We start from the raw sequence: 14,818 nt of genomic DNA, 5'->3' as shown, positions 1-14,818 counted from the left end.
TTTCTTTTGTGTGCGCCCCATGGCGGCGGCGCCTGCAGGGCCGCCCGCGCGGGGCGGCTATCATCCGCCGCTGGCCCTTGCGAACCTGCCGATGATCACCGTCCACCATCTCAACCAGTCGCGCTCGCAGCGCGTGCTGTGGCTGCTGGAAGAACTGGCCCTGCCGTACCAGATCGTCAAGTACGAGCGCGACCGGCGCAGCTGGCTGGCGCCGGCGGAGTTGCGCGCGATCCACCCGCTGGGCAAATCGCCGGTGCTGGTCGACGACGGCCACGTGCTCGCCGAGTCCGGCGCGATCCTGGAATACCTGGCCGACCGCTACGACGGCGAGCGCCGGCTGTCGCCGTCGCCGCAGCCGCTGGATGCGCCCGAACGCCTGCGCTACCGCTACTGGATGCACTACGCCGAGGGCTCGGCGATGCCGCCGCTGCTGATGAGCCTGGTGTTGGCCAGGATCCGTTCGGCGAAGATGCCGTTCTTCGCCCGCCCGATCGCCCGCGCGATCGTCGACAAGGCGATGCAGGGCTTCGTCGGGCCGCAGCTGAAGCTGCATCTGGACTGGATGGAGCGCGAATTGGAAGCCAGCGGCTGGTTCGCCGGCGATCGCTTCACCGCCGCCGACGTGCAGATGAGTTTCCCGGTGCAGGCCGCCGCGGTCCGCGCGAGCCTGGACGCATACCCGAACCTGGCCGGTTTCGTGCAGCGCATCGAGCAGCGCCCGGCCTACCGGCGCGCGCTGCAGCAGGGCGGTCCGTTCGACCTGCTCGGCGGCGTCCGGCCGCGCTGAGGCGCCGCGCCGCCTGACGCGGGTGGCTACGGCAACGGCGCGATGCGGCCACGCGCCGCTGACGCGCAGCGGACCGGAGGTTCACGCGCCTGCACTAAGCTGGCGGCATGGACACATTACGCTTCGACAACCGTTTCACCGCCGAACTGCCCGGCGACCCGGAGCGCGGGCCGCGCCTGCGCGAGGTCCTCGGTGCGCTCTGGTCGGAGGTGGAGCCGACCCCGGTCGCCGCGCCGCAGTTGCTGGCGTATTCGCGCGAGGTCGCCGCGCTGCTCGGCCTGAGCGACGAGCAGGTGCGCTCGCCGGAGTTCGCGCAGGTGTTCGCGGGCAACGCGCGCTATCCGGGCATGCGTGCGTACGCGGCCAACTACGGTGGCCACCAGTTCGGGCACTGGGCCGGCCAGCTGGGCGACGGGCGCGCGATCGGCCTGGGCGAGGTGCTCGGCAGCGACGGCCAGCGCTGGGAACTGCAGCTCAAGGGCGCCGGACGCACGCCGTACTCGCGCGGCGCCGACGGCCGCGCGGTGCTGCGCTCGTCGATCCGCGAGTTCCTGTGCAGCGAGGCGATGCACCATCTGGGCGTCCCGACCACGCGCGCGCTGAGCCTGGTGGGCACCGGCGAGCGGGTGGTCCGCGACATGTTCTACGACGGCCATCCGCGCGCCGAGCCGGGCGCGGTGGTGTGCCGGGTGGCGCCGTCGTTCGTGCGCTTCGGCAGCTTCGAGCTGCCGGCCTCGCGCGGCGATGTCGGCTTGCTGCGGCAGCTGGCCGATTTCGTCGTCGACCGCGACTTCCCGCAGCTGCGCGGCGAGGGCGCGTCGCGCTACGGCGACTGGTTCGCGCAGGTGTGCGTGCGCACCGCGGACATGGTGGCGGCCTGGATGCGCGTCGGCTTCGTGCACGGGGTGATGAACACCGACAACATGTCCATCCTCGGCCTGACCATCGACTACGGCCCCTACGGCTGGATCGACGACTACGACCCGGACTGGACCCCCAACACCACCGACGCGCAGGGCCGCCGCTACCGCTTCGGCACCCAGCCGCAGGTCGCGTACTGGAACCTGGTGCGGCTGGCGCAGGCGCTGGCGCCGCTGCTGGCCGACGTCGAGCCGCTGCAGGCCGGGCTGGCGCAGTACCAGGACCGCTACGCGCAGGCCGAGCGCGACAATACGGCGGCCAAGCTCGGCCTGGCCGCGTGCCGCGACGAGGACCTGGCGCTGATGCAGGACCTGCTGCAGCTGCTGCAGCAGGGCGAGGTGGACATGACCCTGTGGTTCCGTGGCCTGATCGGGCTCGATCCGCGGGCGCCGGCGCTGGCGCCGCTGGCCGAAGCGTTCTACGACCCGGGCAAGTACGCGGCGCAGGCGCCGGCGTTCGAGGCCTGGCTGGCGCGCTACGCGCAGCGGTTGCGCGAGGACCTGGACGACGGCGGGTGGAGCGCGGACGCGCGCAGTGCGCGGATGCGCGCAGCGAACCCGCGCTACGTGCTGCGCAACTACCTGGCGCAGCAGGCGATCGACCGCGCCGAGCAGGGCGACAACGGCGGCGTGCTGGAACTGCTGGAGGTCATGCGGCGGCCGTACGACGATCAGCCGCAGTACGCGGCTCTGGCCGCCAAGCGCCCGGACTGGGCGCGCGAGCGCGCCGGGTGCTCGATGCTGTCGTGCAGCTCCTGACGCGGGCGCCGGCTCAGCCAGGCGGATCGGCGCGATAGCGCCACGCGAGCAGGAAGCTGGCGATGGCCTCGTCGGCCAGCGCGCGCTGCGCGGCCGGATCGGGCGCGCGCTCGTTGAGGATGGCCATCGGGTAGGCATAGCCCATCACCGCGCCAAGGAAGGCGGTGGCGGCCAGCGCCGGCGAGTCCACCTGCACGCGTCCCTGCCGGTGCAGGTGCAGCAGCAGGTCGGCCAGGCGCTGGCGCAGGCGGCCGGCGCGGCGTTCGTGCATCGAACGCAGCAGCGCCGGCATCTGCGCGGTGGCCTGCACCAGCAGGCGGTGGATGCTCAGCGTGGTGGCCGCGAATAGGTGCGACTGCACGGTGGCGGCGATGTGCTGCAGCACCTGCGGCAGTTCCTGCGCGTCGTGGCGGACGATCCCCTCCAGCGGCAGCTGCATCTCGTCGGTGAGCTGCTCGAACACCTGCATCAGCAACTCGGGCTTGCCGGCGAAGTGGTTGTACAGGCTCTGCCGGGTGGTGCCGGCGTGGCGCGCGATCTGCTCCAGCGACACGTCCAGCCCCTGCGCCAGGAACAGCTCGCGCGCGGCCTGCAGCAGCCGCGGACGGGTGACCATCGGCCGGCCGCGATGGCGCGGTGCGTTCGCCGCGCTCATCGCGCACCTGCCCCAGCGCGCCGCCACCGGCGCCGCACGCGCGGCGATGCATCGATCGGGCGCTGCGGCGGCAGGCGCCGATCGGTCGGTAAGCTGCTCTTCACTATTGTTTATTTGTCTTTAAGTAAATTAAATCATCTCCCTGTTGCCGCCTAGGATCAAGCGCATGACCCCGACCCGCCCCTTTCTGCGCCGGGCGCTGTTGCCGTGTGTGCTGCTCGCCGCCGCGGCGGCGCTGGGTGGATGCGGTCGTTCCGAGCCCAAGGCCGCCGCGGCGCCCAAGGCGGTGGGGGTGCTGACGCTGCGGCCGGAGTCGGTGGCGCTGAGCGTGGAGCTGGCCGGGCGCACGGCAGCGTCGGAAGAGTCGGAGGTGCGGCCGCAGGTCGGCGGCATCCTGGTGCGCCGGCTGTTCGAGGAAGGCGCGCAGGTGCGTGCCGGACAACCGCTGTTCCAGATCGAGCCGACGCTGTACCAGGCCGCGGCCAACGAGGCGCAGGCCAACCTGGCCACCGCGGACGCGGCGCTGGTCACCGCCAGGCTGCGCGCCGAACGCTACCGGACGCTGGGCAGGACCCAGCTGGCGGCGCAGCAGGAGGTCGACGACGCGCAGGCCAGCTACCAGCAGGCCGTGGCGGCGCGCGATGCCGCACGCGCCGCGCTGGACACCGCGCGTACGCAGTTGCGCTTCGCCACCGTGGACGCGCCGATCAGCGGCCGCATCGGCCGCGCGCGGGTGACCCCGGGGGCGCTGGTGACCGCCAGCCAGGCCGATGCGATCGCCAAGATCCAGCAACTGGATCCGATGAACGTGGACATCACCCAGTCCGGCAGCCAGTTCCTGGCGCTGCGCCGGGCGATCGCCGCCGGCGGCGTGCAGCCGTCCTCGGCCCAGGTGCGGCTGAAGCTGTCCGACGGCAGCGACTATCCGCTGCCGGGCACGCTGCAGTTCGCCGACATCGACGTGGCGGAGGGCACCGGCAGCGTCACCCTGCGCGCACGCTTCCCCAATCCCGACGGGCAGCTTTTGCCGGGCATGTACGTGCGCGCCAGCGTCGGCCAGGGCGTGCGCCAGCAGGCGCTGCTGGTGCCGCAGGCGGCGGTCGACCGCACCCCGCGCGGCGACGCCCAGGTGTGGGTGGTGGACGCGGACAACAAGGCGCGCCAGCGCCAGCTGACCACCTTGCGCGCGGTCGGCGACCGTTGGCTGGTCGGCGAGGGGCTGAAGGCCGGCGAGCGGGTGGTGGTGGAAGGCCGGCAGGGCCTGAGCGACGGCGCGGCGGTGACGCCGAAGCCGGTCGCCGCCGGACAGGGCTGAGCCGGCATGCTCGCGCGTTTCTTCATACGCCGGCCGATCTTCGCCTGGGTGCTGGCGATCTGCATCATGGGCATGGGTGCGATCGCGGTCGCCACCCTGCCGGTGGAGCAGTACCCGGACATCGCCCCGCCCACGGTCAACGTCACCGCCACCTACAACGGCGCCTCGGCGCAGACGGTGGAGGACAGCGTCACCCAGGTGATCGAGCAGCAGATCAAGGGCATCGACCACCTGCTGTACTTCTCCTCGACCAGCTCCTCGTCCGGGCAGTCGCGGATCAGCATCACCTTCGACCAGAGCGCCGATCCGGACATCGCCCAGGTGCAGGTGCAGAACGCGGTCAACCAGGCCCTGAACCGGCTGCCGCAGGAAGTGCAGCAGCAGGGCGTGACCGTGGCCAAGTCGCAGGGCGACAGCCTGATGGTGGTGGCGTTGTACGACACCACCGACACGCTCAGCAACGTCGACATCTCCGATTTCCTGGTCAGCACCCTGCAGGATCCGATCAGCCGCATCAACGGCGTCGGCGAGATCAACGTGTTCGGCGCGCAGTACGCGATGCGCGTATGGCTGGACCCGCACAAGCTCAACGCCTACGCGTTGATGCCGGGCGACGTGCGCAACGCGATCCAGACGCAGAACACCCAGGTCACCGCCGGCGAGCTCGGTGCGCTGCCGACCGGGCCGGACCAGGCGTTGAACGCGACGGTCACCGCGCAGTCGCGGCTGCAGACGCCCGAGCAGTTCCGCGACATCATCCTGACCACGCTGCCCGACGGCTCCAGCGTGCGCCTGGGCGACGTGGCGCGGGTGGAGATCGGCGCGGAGAACTACCAGAACAGCACCTGGCTCAACGGCCACCCGGCCTCGGGGTTTTCGGTGACGCTGTCCTCCGGCGCCAACGCGCTGGCCACCTCCGATGCGGTGCGCGCGGCGATCGAACGGCTCAAGCCGACGTTCCCGCATGGCGTGGAGGTGGCGTACCCGCGCGACAGCACGCCGTTCGTGCGCGTGTCGATCGAGGGCGTGGTGCACACCCTGGCCGAGGCGATCGTGCTGGTGGTGGTGGTGATGTTCCTGTTCCTGCAGAACGGGCGCGCCACGCTGATCCCGGCGATCACCGTGCCGGTGGTGCTGCTGGGCACCTTCGGCATCCTGGCCGCGGCCGGCTTCACCATCAACACGCTGACCCTGTTCGCGATGGTGCTGGCGATCGGCCTGCTGGTCGACGACGCGATCGTGGTGGTGGAGAACGTCGAGCGGATCATGCACGAGGAGCACCTGCCGCCGCGCGAAGCCACCGAGCGCTCGATGGGCGAGATCACCGGCGCGCTGATCGGCATCACCGTGGTGCTGGGCGCGGTGTTCCTGCCGATGGCGTTCTTCGGCGGCTCCACCGGCATCATCTATCGCCAGTTCTCCATCACCATCGCCTCGGCGATGGCGCTGTCGGCGCTGGTCGCGCTGACCCTGACCCCGGCGCTGTGCGCGACGCTGCTCAAGCCGGTGGAAAAGGAGCGCGAGCCCGGGCGCTTCTTCCGCCGGTTCAACCGCGGCGTGGAACGCGGCCAGCACGCCTACCAGCGCCGGCTCGGCACGCTGCTGCAGCAGCCGCGGCGCTGGATGGCGTTGTACCTGGGGGTGGCGCTGGCGATGGCGGCGCTGTACGCGCGCATGCCCACCGGCTTCCTGCCGGTCGAGGACCAGGGCCAGGTGCAGATCCAGTTCACCACGCCCGAAGGCACGCCGCTGGCCAGGACCGAGGCGCTTGGCCGGCGCATCACCGACTACTTCATGACCCACGAGAAGGACAACCTCAGCGCGATCTTCATGGTGGTGGGGCGCAACAACGCCGGCGTCGGCCAGAACGCGGCGCAGGCCTTCGTCGCGCTCAAGCCGTGGGGCGAGCGCGACCGCCACAACACCGCGCAGGCGATCATCGATCGCGCCAACGCCCACTTCCGCGGCATCGGCGACGCGCGCATCAGCGTGCTGTCGCCGCCGGCGGTGCGCGGACTGGGCCAGTCCAGCGGTTTCGAGCTGTGGATCCGCGACAGCGACGGCGCCGGCCGCGCGGCCTTGCTGCGCGCGCAGCAGCAGGTGCTGCAGCAGGCCGGCGACGACCCGCAGCTGACCGCGGTGCGGCTCAACGGGCTGGGCGACAAGGCGCAGCTGCAGGTCGACATCGACCAGGCCCAGGCCAGCGCGCTGGGCCTGGCGCACAGCGACATCAACGCGACCCTGTCCACCGCGTGGGGCGGCAGCTACGTCAACGACTTCATCGACCGCGGCCGGGTCAAGCGCGTCTACGTGCAGGGCGATGCGCCGTACCGCTCGCTGCCGGAGGACATCGGCCAATGGTACGTGCGCGGCAGCAGCGGGCAGATGGCGCCGTTCGCGGCGTTCGCCAGCACCCGCTGGACCCGTGGGCCGCAGCTGCAGCAGCGCTTCAACGGGCTGCCGGCGGCGCAGATCCAGGGCGGCGCCGCGGCCGGCGGCAGTTCCGGCGAGGCGATGCAGCGGATGCAGGCGCTGGTCGCCGAGCAGAAGGGCTTCGACCTGCAATGGAGCGGGCTGTCGTACCAGGAGCAGTTGTCCAGCAACCAGACGCTGTGGCTGTACACCGCGTCGATCCTGTTCATTTTCCTGTGCCTGGCGGCGCTGTACGAGAGCTGGTCGATCCCGGTGGCGGTGCTGCTGGTGATTCCGCTGGGCGTGCTCGGTACGGTCGTGGCGACCACGCTGGCCGGCTTCGTCAACGACATCTACTTCCAGGTGGGGCTGCTGACCACGATCGGCCTGTCGGCCAAGAACGCGATCCTGATCGTCGAGTTCGCCGAGGCGCAGCAACGGGCGGGGCGGCCGCTGCGCGAGGCGGCGCTGGAAGGCGCGCGGCTGCGCCTGCGGCCGATCGTGATGACCTCGCTGGCGTTCGTCGCCGGCGTGCTGCCGCTGGCGCTGTCCACCGGCGCCGGCGCGGCCAGCCGGCGCGAGATCGGGGTCAGCGTGATCGGCGGCATGGTCTCGGGCACGCTGCTGGCGATCTTCCTGGTGCCGCTGTTCTTCGTGCTGGTGCGGCGCCTGCTGCACGGCGCGGCGGCCCCGCCTGCGCCCGGCGCGGCGTAGCGCCGCGCACGGCGGCGGCGCAACGGTTAGCATTGGCGCCCTTCTCTTGCCGGCGCCAGGCGCCATCGACGCCATGACCGACGCCTGCGAACTCCAGCCCTGGTCCAAGCTGATCCGCGACGTGGCCGATTTCCCCAAGCCCGGCATCGTGTTCAAGGACATCACCCCGCTGCTCGCCGACGGCCCCGATTTCGCCTCGGCGATCGACGCGATGGTGCAGCCGTGGCGCGGCACGCCGCTGGACGCGGTGCTGGGCATCGAATCGCGCGGCTTCATCCTGGGCGCGACGCTGGCGCACGAACTGCGCGTGGGCTTCGTGCCGGTGCGCAAGTCGGGCAAGCTGCCGGCGGCGACGATCGGCCAGGACTACGGCCTGGAATACGGCCGCGACCGCATCGAGATCCATGCCGACGCGCTGCAGCCGGGCGCGCGCGTGCTGATCGTCGACGACGTGCTGGCCACCGGCGGCACCTTGCTGGCCGCGCTGGCGCTGGCGCAGCGGCTCGGCGCCGAAGTGGTGGCGGCCACGGTGATGGTGGAACTGGCCGCACTGGGCGCGCGTGCGCGCTGGCCGGCGGACATCCCGCTGACCGCGTCGCTGCGCTACTGATGCTTGACGGTCTTTGGATCGAGGAAAACCGGTCTTTCCGAGGCTACAGGCGAGGGCGAATATATGCTGATTCTGGAAATTGCGGTTTTTTCAGCAGCGTTCTTGGCGGTCAGCCTTCTGGCGGTTCATCAGATCGTCGTACAGGTCAAGGAATACCGGTTTTATAAGAAGAATCGCGGGGATTTTTCGGTTGATAGCGGTATGGATGACGTGAAGCTTGATAAGCGGATCCATATCAATGATCTTGGCCTTACAAACTGGCAGCGTTTCCATATATTCCGCCCGCTGTACATTGTGCTGCTCATCGTCTTCGCAGGTGCGATGATCTTCTCCCTGTTCTGAGAGGCGCGAACCGGCAGGACCTGGCCGCACGCCCAGTGCGGGTAGACGGCCGTTTCCAGCTGGGGTCGGCGTAGGCGTCGGCATGGCGCAGATGGCCGTCGAACCGGCCGGCCTTGCAGAGCCTGCCGTCGTGCGCGAGCACCCGCAGCAGCCCGTGCCCGGTGTCCCGCAGCCGCCCCCCTTGCATCCAGCGCACTGGCCCCTCGCTCCAGGCGTTGCCGTCCTCGTCGTGCGCCAGCGGTTCCAGCCGCTGCTGCGAATGTCTAAAGCTTGCTGACCCGGAACCGGCGGCCCTTGATCTTGCCCGCCTGCAGCTGCGCCAGCGCCCGGGCGGCATGCGCGCGCGCCACCGCCACGTAGGAGCGGGTGGGATAGATCGCGATCTTGCCGATCGCCGCGGCCGACAGCCCGGCTTCGCCGGTCAGCGCGCCGAGGATGTCGCCGGGGCGCAGCTTGTCGGTCTTGCCGCCGTCGATGCGCAGCGTGGTCATCGCCGCCTGCGGCAGCTGCGCCGGGCGCGCGGTGGCCAGCGGCGCGCGCGACCACTTCAGCGGCTGGCCCTGTTCGGTTTCCAGCGCCTGCGCGCGCGCGGTCTCGCGCGGCGCCACCAGGCTCAGCGCCAGGCCGCGCTTGCCGGCGCGGGCGGTGCGGCCGATGCGGTGGCGGTAGGTCTCGGTGTCGGTCGGCAGTTCGTAGTTGAGCACCGCGGCCAGGTCTTCCACGTCCAGCCCGCGCGCGGCCACGTCGCTGGCCACCAGCACGTTGCAGCTGCGGTTGACGAAGCGCACCAGCACCTCGTCGCGGTCGCGCTGCTCCATGTCGCCATGCAGCGCCAGCGCCGAGAAGCCGAATTCCTGCAGCGAACCGGCGACCTCGTCCACTTCCTTGCGGGTATTGCAGAACACCACGCTGGATTCGGGGGTGAAGCGCAGCAGCAGCCCGGCCACGGCCTTCTGCCGGTAGGTGGGGTCGACCTCGAAGAACTGCTGGTCGATCTCCGGCGCGCTGTCGGCGCCTTCGACGGTGATCTCGACCGGCTCCTTCAGCAGCTCGCGCGCCAGCGCGCGGATCGCGTCGGGGTAGGTAGCCGAGAACAGCAGGCTCTGGCGCAGCTTGCCGCAGCGGCTGGCGATCTCGCGGATCGGCTCCTCGAAGCCCATGTCGAGCATGCGGTCGGCCTCGTCGAGCACCAGCGTATGCACCCCGCCCAGGTGCAGCGCGCGCTTGCGCGCCAGTTCCTGGATGCGCCCGGGCGTGCCGACCACCACCTGCGGATCGTGCGCCTCCAGCGAGGCCAGCTGCGGGCCGAGCGCCATGCCGCCGGTCAGCACCACCAGCTTCATGTTGGGAATGCCGGTGGCCAGCTTGCGCAGCTGCTTGCCGACCTGGTCGGCCAGTTCGCGGGTCGGGCACAGTACCAGCGCCTGCGCGCGGGTCACCTCCGGATCGAGTTTCTGCAGCAGGCCCAGGCCGAATGCGGCGGTCTTGCCGCTGCCGGTGGGCGCCTGCACGATCACGTCGCGTCCGTCCAGGATCGGGGGCAGGCTTTGCGCCTGCACCGGGGTCAGCGTGGTGTAGCCGAGGGCGTCGATGCCGGGCGCGAGCGCCGGGGAGAGGGGCAGGGTGGCGAAATCGTTCATGGGGCATTTTAGCCGGGACTCGGGACTCGGGACCGGGGACCCGGAAAAACACGGCCGGATCACCCGTCCAGGTCGCGCGCAGACCGGGGCGCAGGGGCTCCGGCGGGGCCGCGGTCAGTCGACCGCCGGGTCCAGCCCCAGCGCGGCGACGCGGCGCACGAATTCGCGGAAGCAGACCTCGGACACGCCGGCGGCCGCGCCCGCCTGCTCGGGCCCGAGATCGGCCGGGCCGTCGTCCAGGTGCAGCACGTAGCGATGGAACCAGGGATTGGGATGGCGCGCGTCGAAATCCGCGTCCACCCGGTAGCCGCCGTTGCCGCAGCATTCGCGCAGCAGGTCGATCAGCGCGTCGTGGGCGTCGTCGAAGTTGTCGGCCCCGAAGCGCGCCTGGATAAGGTCCGGGGCGATACGCAGCGAACGGCGGCGATGGCCGTCGCGCACGGCCGGGGCGGCGTTCGGGTTCGGTGGCGGGCGCATCCACGTACAATAGCGCATGCCTCTCATAACCTTGCAGAACGTCGACTACAGCGTCGGCGGCCCCTTGTTGCTGGAAAAGACCGAACTGACGATCGAGCCGGGCGAGCGCATCGCCCTGATCGGCCGCAACGGCGCCGGCAAATCCACCTTGATGAAGCTGATCGCCGGCGAGCTCAAGCCCGACGACGGCGAGATCCGCGTCCAGCAGGGCGTGCGCATCGCGCGGCTGGAGCAGGAGGTGCCGCATGGCGCCGCCGGCAGCGTGTTCGACGTGGTCGCCGACGGCCTGGGCGAACTCGGCCACTGGCTGGCCGAGTTCCACCGGCTCAGCCATGCCGCCGAATTCGACGGCGACGCGCTGGGCGCGGTGCAGTCCAAGATCGACGGCGCCAACGGCTGGGCGCTGGACCAGCGGGTCAACGAGACCCTGACCCGGCTGGACCTGGACGGCGACGCCGAATTCGCGCGCCTGTCCGGCGGCATGAAGCGGCGCGTGCTGCTGGCGCGCGCGCTGGTGTCGGCGCCGGACCTGCTGCTGCTCGACGAGCCCACCAACCACCTGGACATCGAGGCCATCGACTGGCTGGAACTGTTCCTCAAGGGCTGGAACGGCAGCGTGGTGTTCGTCACCCACGACCGGCGCTTCCTGCGCGCGCTGGCCACGCGGATCGTGGAGATCGACCGCGGCCAGGTCACCAGCTGGCCCGGCGACTGGGCCAACTACGAGCGCCGCCGCGAGGAACGGCTCAACGCGCAGGCGCAGGAGAACGCGCGCTTCGACAAGATGCTGGCGCAGGAGGAGATCTGGATCCGCCAGGGCATCAAGGCCCGCCGCACCCGCGACGAAGGCCGCGTGCGGCGCCTGGAGTCGATGCGCAACGAGCGCACCCAGCGCCGCGAGCTGGGCGGCAACGTGCGCATGGAGGCGGCGCAGGGCGAGGCCTCGGGCAAGAAGGTGATCGAGGCCAAGGAGGTGTCGTTCGCGTTCGGCGCGCGCACCCTGGTGCGCGATTTCTCCACCACCATCCTGCGCGGCGACCGCATCGGCCTGATCGGCCCCAACGGCAGCGGCAAGACCACGCTGTTGAAGCTGCTGCTCGGCGAACTGACCCCGGCCAGCGGCGAGATCCGCACCGGCACCAACCTGCAGGTCGCCTACTTCGACCAGTACCGCGCCACCTTGCGCGAGGACTGGAGCGCGATCGAGAACGTGGCCGAAGGCCGCGACTTCATCGAGGTCAACGGCAAGCGCAAGCACGTGCACGGCTACCTGCAGGACTTCCTGTTCACCCCGGAACGCGCGCGCGCGCCGATCACCCGGCTGTCCGGCGGCGAACGCAACCGGCTGCTGCTGGCGCGGCTGTTCGCGCAGCCGTCGAACCTGCTGGTGATGGACGAACCGACCAACGACCTGGACGTGGAGACGCTGGAGCTGCTCGAAGAGCTGCTCGGCGACTACACCGGCACCTTGCTGCTGGTCAGCCACGACCGCGACTTCATCGACAACGTGGTCACCTCGACGATGGTGATGGAAGGCGACGGCCGCATCGGCGAGTACGTCGGCGGCTACAGCGACTGGGTGCGCCAGCGTGCCGCGCCGCCTGCCGCGTCCGCGGCTGCGGTGGCCAAGGCGTCGGCCACCGCCGCCGCCACCGCGCCGCCGGCTGCGGCCAAGCGCAAGCTCAGCTACAAGGACGCGCGCGAACTGGAGCAGTTGCCGCTGCGGATCGAGGCGCTGGAGCAGCAGGTCGCCGCGCTGACCCAGGCGATGACCGAGCCGTCGTTCTACCAGCGCGACGCGGCAGCGGTGGCCGCGCATACGCAGGCGCTGACCCAGGCGCAGGCCGAACTGGATGCGGCGTACGCGCGCTGGAGCGAACTGGACGCGTAAGCGCTGCGCGCTTGGCGTAGCCCTTGATGCGGTTGATGCGGACGCGACCGGTTCGGCCGCGGCCGCCGGTGGCGATGAACGCCATGGGGAGAGGGCAGGTTCGGGTCCATCGGGACTGAAGCCTGGCAGGCGCGCCACACGCCTCGGAGATCCCCTTGTAGGAGAGCGGCTTCAGTCGCGACGGGCTCCAGCGGCAACACCTGTCGCGACCGAAGTTGCTGCTACAACCACAGGCGTGCGGGAAATGCGGATCGGTTGCGCGCACCGCGCCGTGCAGCATGCGCGGCCGGCACCCGACGCGATGGATGGTCCAGGCTCGCGCGGAGCCGTTCGCAGGTGCCAAACCGCGACGCGCACGGCTGTTGTCGCGACCTGCCAAGAGAGAGGCAACCCGGCCCTGTACCGGCACCCGGGAGCTGCGAACACGCGGCCTGCTTGCGCTCAGCGCGAGGCGTCCTCGTCCGTTTCGTCTTCGTCGGCCATCTCGTCCTGTTCGTCGCCGTGCGCGTCCTCGGCCTCGTCGCCGGCCAGCAGGCCGACGAAGGCGGTGAAGGCGATGCCGTCCTGCGCCCATTCCTTGGCCACGTCGTCGAGGATCTCGAGCAGCACCTCGAAGTCCTTTGGCGCCACCGCCTGCAGTTCGGCCGCGTCCTCGAGCAGCAGCGCATAGCCGCCCTTGGCCGGCAGCCAGGACAGGTCGCGCAGGCCGTCCATCAGGGCGTCCCAGTTGCGGCCGAAGCCGATCGGGAAATCCAGCTGCGCGGCCAGCCGCATCAGCAGCATCGGCTTGCTGTTGCAGCCGCGCAGGTCGATCCGGCACAGCCGCAGCCCGGCGTCGCGCGCCAGCGCGGCGATCGTGTCCAGATCGTCGTTGGCGACGCGGTAGACGCCGGACGCGGCCGGTTCGGCCAGGTCCAGCGAAAGGTTGAAGGTATTCATGGCGACGGCCTCCCGGAGGCGATGCTGAAACTGCGGAAACTCTCGTAATGGTCGTCGCTGTAAAACCAGACGTCCGGCGGGTCGCCGCCGGTGACGATGCGGCGCATACCGCGGTGATCGAGGCCGGGCGTGGCCACGGTGTACTCGCGATAGTAGCCGCGCGGGCGTGACGGCAGCCGCGACTCGCGGTTGGCGAACACGCTGCCGTCCTGCCGGTGCGGGAACGGGCCGCCGCGCTGGATCAGCGCGATCGTCGCGCGCGCTTCCGGCGGCAGGAACGGCGGCAGCGCATCCCGCGCGCCGGCGGGTGCGGCCGCCGGCACCGGCGCGGCGGTCGGCGGCGCCGGCGGAGCGCTCAACGACGGCGCGAACTGCGGATGCGGCGGCTGCTGCAGCGCGCGGATGCCCCACAGGCCGGCGGCCAGCAGCACGATCGCGGCGATCAACAGGGTGGGCTTGCGCATCGGGAATCCTCGCGGATCGGGAACTTTCATTCGCCAGTATGGGCGGGGCGGCTGTTTTTTGCTTAAATGGCGTACGGCGCGCCTGGGGAAACGAGCGCGCCTGCCTAACGGTTGCCTACAGGAGTTGCAATGTTCAAGCGCCTGGCCAATGTCTTTCGCGGCTTTCTTTCGCTGTTCGTCAACGACCTGGAGCGACGCAATCCCGAAGCGCTGCTGTCGCTGGAGCAGGAGAATCTGCGCAAGCAGATCGGCAGCTACAACCAGGGGCTGGCCAGCCACGCCGGCCTGGCCGAGCGGCTGATGAGCCAGGTGCGCAAGCTGGAGGCCGAGGAGCGCGAGCTGCGCGCGCGCGCCACCGCGCACCTGCGCGCCGGCAACCAGGACGCCGCCGCTCAGCATGCCCTGCGCCTGCAAACGGTCAAGCGCGAGCTGGAAGAGAACCGGCGCCAGCTGGAGCAGGCCGAAACCACCTACCGGGACCTGGTCAAGGCGCGCGATGTCGCGGTCGCCGCGGCGCGGGCCAAGATCGAGAGCCTGAAAGGCGCGATCAACGACATGCGGATGAAGCAGGCGATGGCCGAGATGAACGAAATGGCCGCCGGCATGATCGGCCAGATCGGCGGCTCCGGCGACACGCTGAACCGGCTGCACGAGATGGTCGAAGAGGAACGCACCCAGGCCGCCGGGCGCGCCCGGGTGGCGCGCGATTCGCTGGACATGAGCCAGGTTCAGGTGCAGGAGGCGGAGATGAAGGCGCTGGCCGACCAGGCGCTGGCCGACTTCGCCGCCAGCGAGGGCCTCAGCCTGGGCGAGCCGCAGGTGCCTGCGCCACCGCGCAGCATGGGTGCGGGCGTGGCGCCCAAGCCGATTGCCGACAGCGAAGGTTGAGCGCG

The 14,818-nt window shown here is 70.7% G+C and carries 13 protein-coding genes; 8 read left to right on the top strand and 5 right to left on the bottom strand.

Annotated features, from left to right (window positions below):
• Positions 1-91 precede the first annotated feature (91 nt).
• Complete coding sequence (locus tag JR065_RS00750; protein ID WP_206231401.1) at positions 92-787, top strand: glutathione S-transferase family protein; 696 nt, start codon at positions 92-94, stop codon at positions 785-787.
• Positions 788-894: 107 nt separating this feature from the next.
• Positions 895-2,466, top strand: coding sequence for a protein adenylyltransferase SelO (locus JR065_RS00745; RefSeq protein ID WP_206231400.1), 1,572 nt, complete (start codon positions 895-897; stop codon positions 2,464-2,466).
• Positions 2,467-2,479: 13 nt separating this feature from the next.
• Here the strand turns inward: JR065_RS00745 and JR065_RS00740 are convergent, their stop codons facing one another.
• Positions 2,480-3,121 carry a TetR/AcrR family transcriptional regulator gene (locus tag JR065_RS00740; RefSeq protein ID WP_206231399.1) on the bottom strand — a complete coding sequence of 214 codons (642 nt, stop codon included), beginning with the start codon at positions 3,119-3,121 and terminating at the stop codon, positions 2,480-2,482.
• A 166-nt stretch (positions 3,122-3,287) separates the two neighbouring features.
• Here JR065_RS00740 and JR065_RS00735 point away from each other — a divergent pair, with 166 nt between their 5' ends.
• The 4 genes from JR065_RS00735 (at position 3,288) to JR065_RS00720 (ending at position 8,514) form a co-directional block, all read left to right on the top strand.
• Positions 3,288-4,436: an efflux RND transporter periplasmic adaptor subunit gene (locus JR065_RS00735; protein ID WP_206231398.1), complete on the top strand. Its 1,149-nt coding sequence runs from the start codon at positions 3,288-3,290 to the stop codon at positions 4,434-4,436.
• Positions 4,437-4,442: 6 nt separating this feature from the next.
• Positions 4,443-7,562: an efflux RND transporter permease subunit gene (locus tag JR065_RS00730; RefSeq protein WP_206231397.1), complete on the top strand. Its 3,120-nt coding sequence runs from the start codon at positions 4,443-4,445 to the stop codon at positions 7,560-7,562.
• Positions 7,563-7,635: 73 nt separating this feature from the next.
• Positions 7,636-8,172, top strand: a complete 537-nt coding sequence (locus JR065_RS00725) for an adenine phosphoribosyltransferase (protein ID WP_206231396.1) — start codon at positions 7,636-7,638, stop codon at positions 8,170-8,172.
• A 63-nt stretch (positions 8,173-8,235) separates the two neighbouring features.
• A complete protein-coding gene (locus JR065_RS00720) occupies positions 8,236-8,514 on the top strand; it encodes a hypothetical protein (RefSeq protein ID WP_206231395.1) in 279 nt (92 codons plus the stop codon).
• 263 nt (positions 8,515-8,777) lie between these two features.
• On the opposite strand, the gene dbpA is transcribed toward JR065_RS00720, so the two are convergent.
• Positions 8,778-10,154: an ATP-dependent RNA helicase DbpA gene (gene dbpA / locus JR065_RS00715; protein WP_206231394.1), complete on the bottom strand. Its 1,377-nt coding sequence runs from the start codon at positions 10,152-10,154 to the stop codon at positions 8,778-8,780.
• Between the two features lie 114 nt (positions 10,155-10,268).
• On the bottom strand, positions 10,269-10,649 hold the full coding sequence (locus tag JR065_RS00710) for a hypothetical protein (protein WP_206231393.1): 381 nt from the start codon (positions 10,647-10,649) through the stop codon (positions 10,269-10,271).
• Here JR065_RS00710 and JR065_RS00705 point away from each other — a divergent pair.
• Positions 10,648-12,522, top strand: coding sequence for an ATP-binding cassette domain-containing protein (locus JR065_RS00705; RefSeq protein WP_206231392.1), 1,875 nt, complete (start codon positions 10,648-10,650; stop codon positions 12,520-12,522). The genes JR065_RS00710 and JR065_RS00705 overlap by 2 nt on opposite strands.
• Positions 12,523-12,963: 441 nt before the next feature.
• Here JR065_RS00705 and JR065_RS00700 read toward each other — a convergent pair whose 3' ends face one another.
• On the bottom strand, positions 12,964-13,461 hold the full coding sequence (locus JR065_RS00700) for a barstar family protein (RefSeq protein WP_206231391.1): 498 nt from the start codon (positions 13,459-13,461) through the stop codon (positions 12,964-12,966).
• Entirely contained in the window at positions 13,458-13,925 is a 468-nt protein-coding gene (locus tag JR065_RS00695) for a ribonuclease domain-containing protein (protein ID WP_206231390.1), read from the bottom strand. The genes JR065_RS00700 and JR065_RS00695 overlap by 4 nt, the downstream gene beginning before the upstream one ends.
• 129 nt (positions 13,926-14,054) lie before the next feature.
• Between JR065_RS00695 and JR065_RS00690 the strand changes: the two genes are divergently transcribed.
• Entirely contained in the window at positions 14,055-14,813 is a 759-nt protein-coding gene (locus JR065_RS00690; protein WP_206231389.1) for a PspA/IM30 family protein, read from the top strand.
• Positions 14,814-14,818: the final 5 nt, after the last annotated feature.

This window comes from Xanthomonas sp., from assembly GCF_017163755.1.
GTDB lineage: Bacteria > Pseudomonadota > Gammaproteobacteria > Xanthomonadales > Xanthomonadaceae > Xanthomonas_A.
Note: the sequence above shows the minus strand (reverse complement) of the source record. Positions and strands in the feature narration are given on the sequence as shown.

Excerpts from the sequence above, each read along its gene's own strand:
- JR065_RS00750 (WP_206231401.1), top strand. The coding sequence starts at position 92 with ATGATCACCGTCCACCATCTCAACCAGTCGCGCTCGCAGCGCGTGCTG.
- JR065_RS00745 (WP_206231400.1), top strand. The coding sequence starts at position 895 with ATGGACACATTACGCTTCGACAACCGTTTCACCGCCGAACTGCCCGGC.
- JR065_RS00740 (WP_206231399.1), bottom strand. The coding sequence starts at position 3,121 with ATGAGCGCGGCGAACGCACCGCGCCATCGCGGCCGGCCGATGGTCACC.
- JR065_RS00735 (WP_206231398.1), top strand. The coding sequence starts at position 3,288 with ATGACCCCGACCCGCCCCTTTCTGCGCCGGGCGCTGTTGCCGTGTGTG.
- JR065_RS00730 (WP_206231397.1), top strand. The coding sequence starts at position 4,443 with ATGCTCGCGCGTTTCTTCATACGCCGGCCGATCTTCGCCTGGGTGCTG.
- JR065_RS00725 (WP_206231396.1), top strand. The coding sequence starts at position 7,636 with ATGACCGACGCCTGCGAACTCCAGCCCTGGTCCAAGCTGATCCGCGAC.
- JR065_RS00720 (WP_206231395.1), top strand. The coding sequence starts at position 8,236 with ATGCTGATTCTGGAAATTGCGGTTTTTTCAGCAGCGTTCTTGGCGGTC.
- dbpA (WP_206231394.1), bottom strand. The coding sequence starts at position 10,154 with ATGAACGATTTCGCCACCCTGCCCCTCTCCCCGGCGCTCGCGCCCGGC.
- JR065_RS00705 (WP_206231392.1), top strand. The coding sequence starts at position 10,648 with ATGCCTCTCATAACCTTGCAGAACGTCGACTACAGCGTCGGCGGCCCC.
- JR065_RS00710 (WP_206231393.1), bottom strand. The coding sequence starts at position 10,649 with ATGCGCTATTGTACGTGGATGCGCCCGCCACCGAACCCGAACGCCGCC.
- JR065_RS00700 (WP_206231391.1), bottom strand. The coding sequence starts at position 13,461 with ATGAATACCTTCAACCTTTCGCTGGACCTGGCCGAACCGGCCGCGTCC.
- JR065_RS00695 (WP_206231390.1), bottom strand. The coding sequence starts at position 13,925 with ATGCGCAAGCCCACCCTGTTGATCGCCGCGATCGTGCTGCTGGCCGCC.
- JR065_RS00690 (WP_206231389.1), top strand. The coding sequence starts at position 14,055 with ATGTTCAAGCGCCTGGCCAATGTCTTTCGCGGCTTTCTTTCGCTGTTC.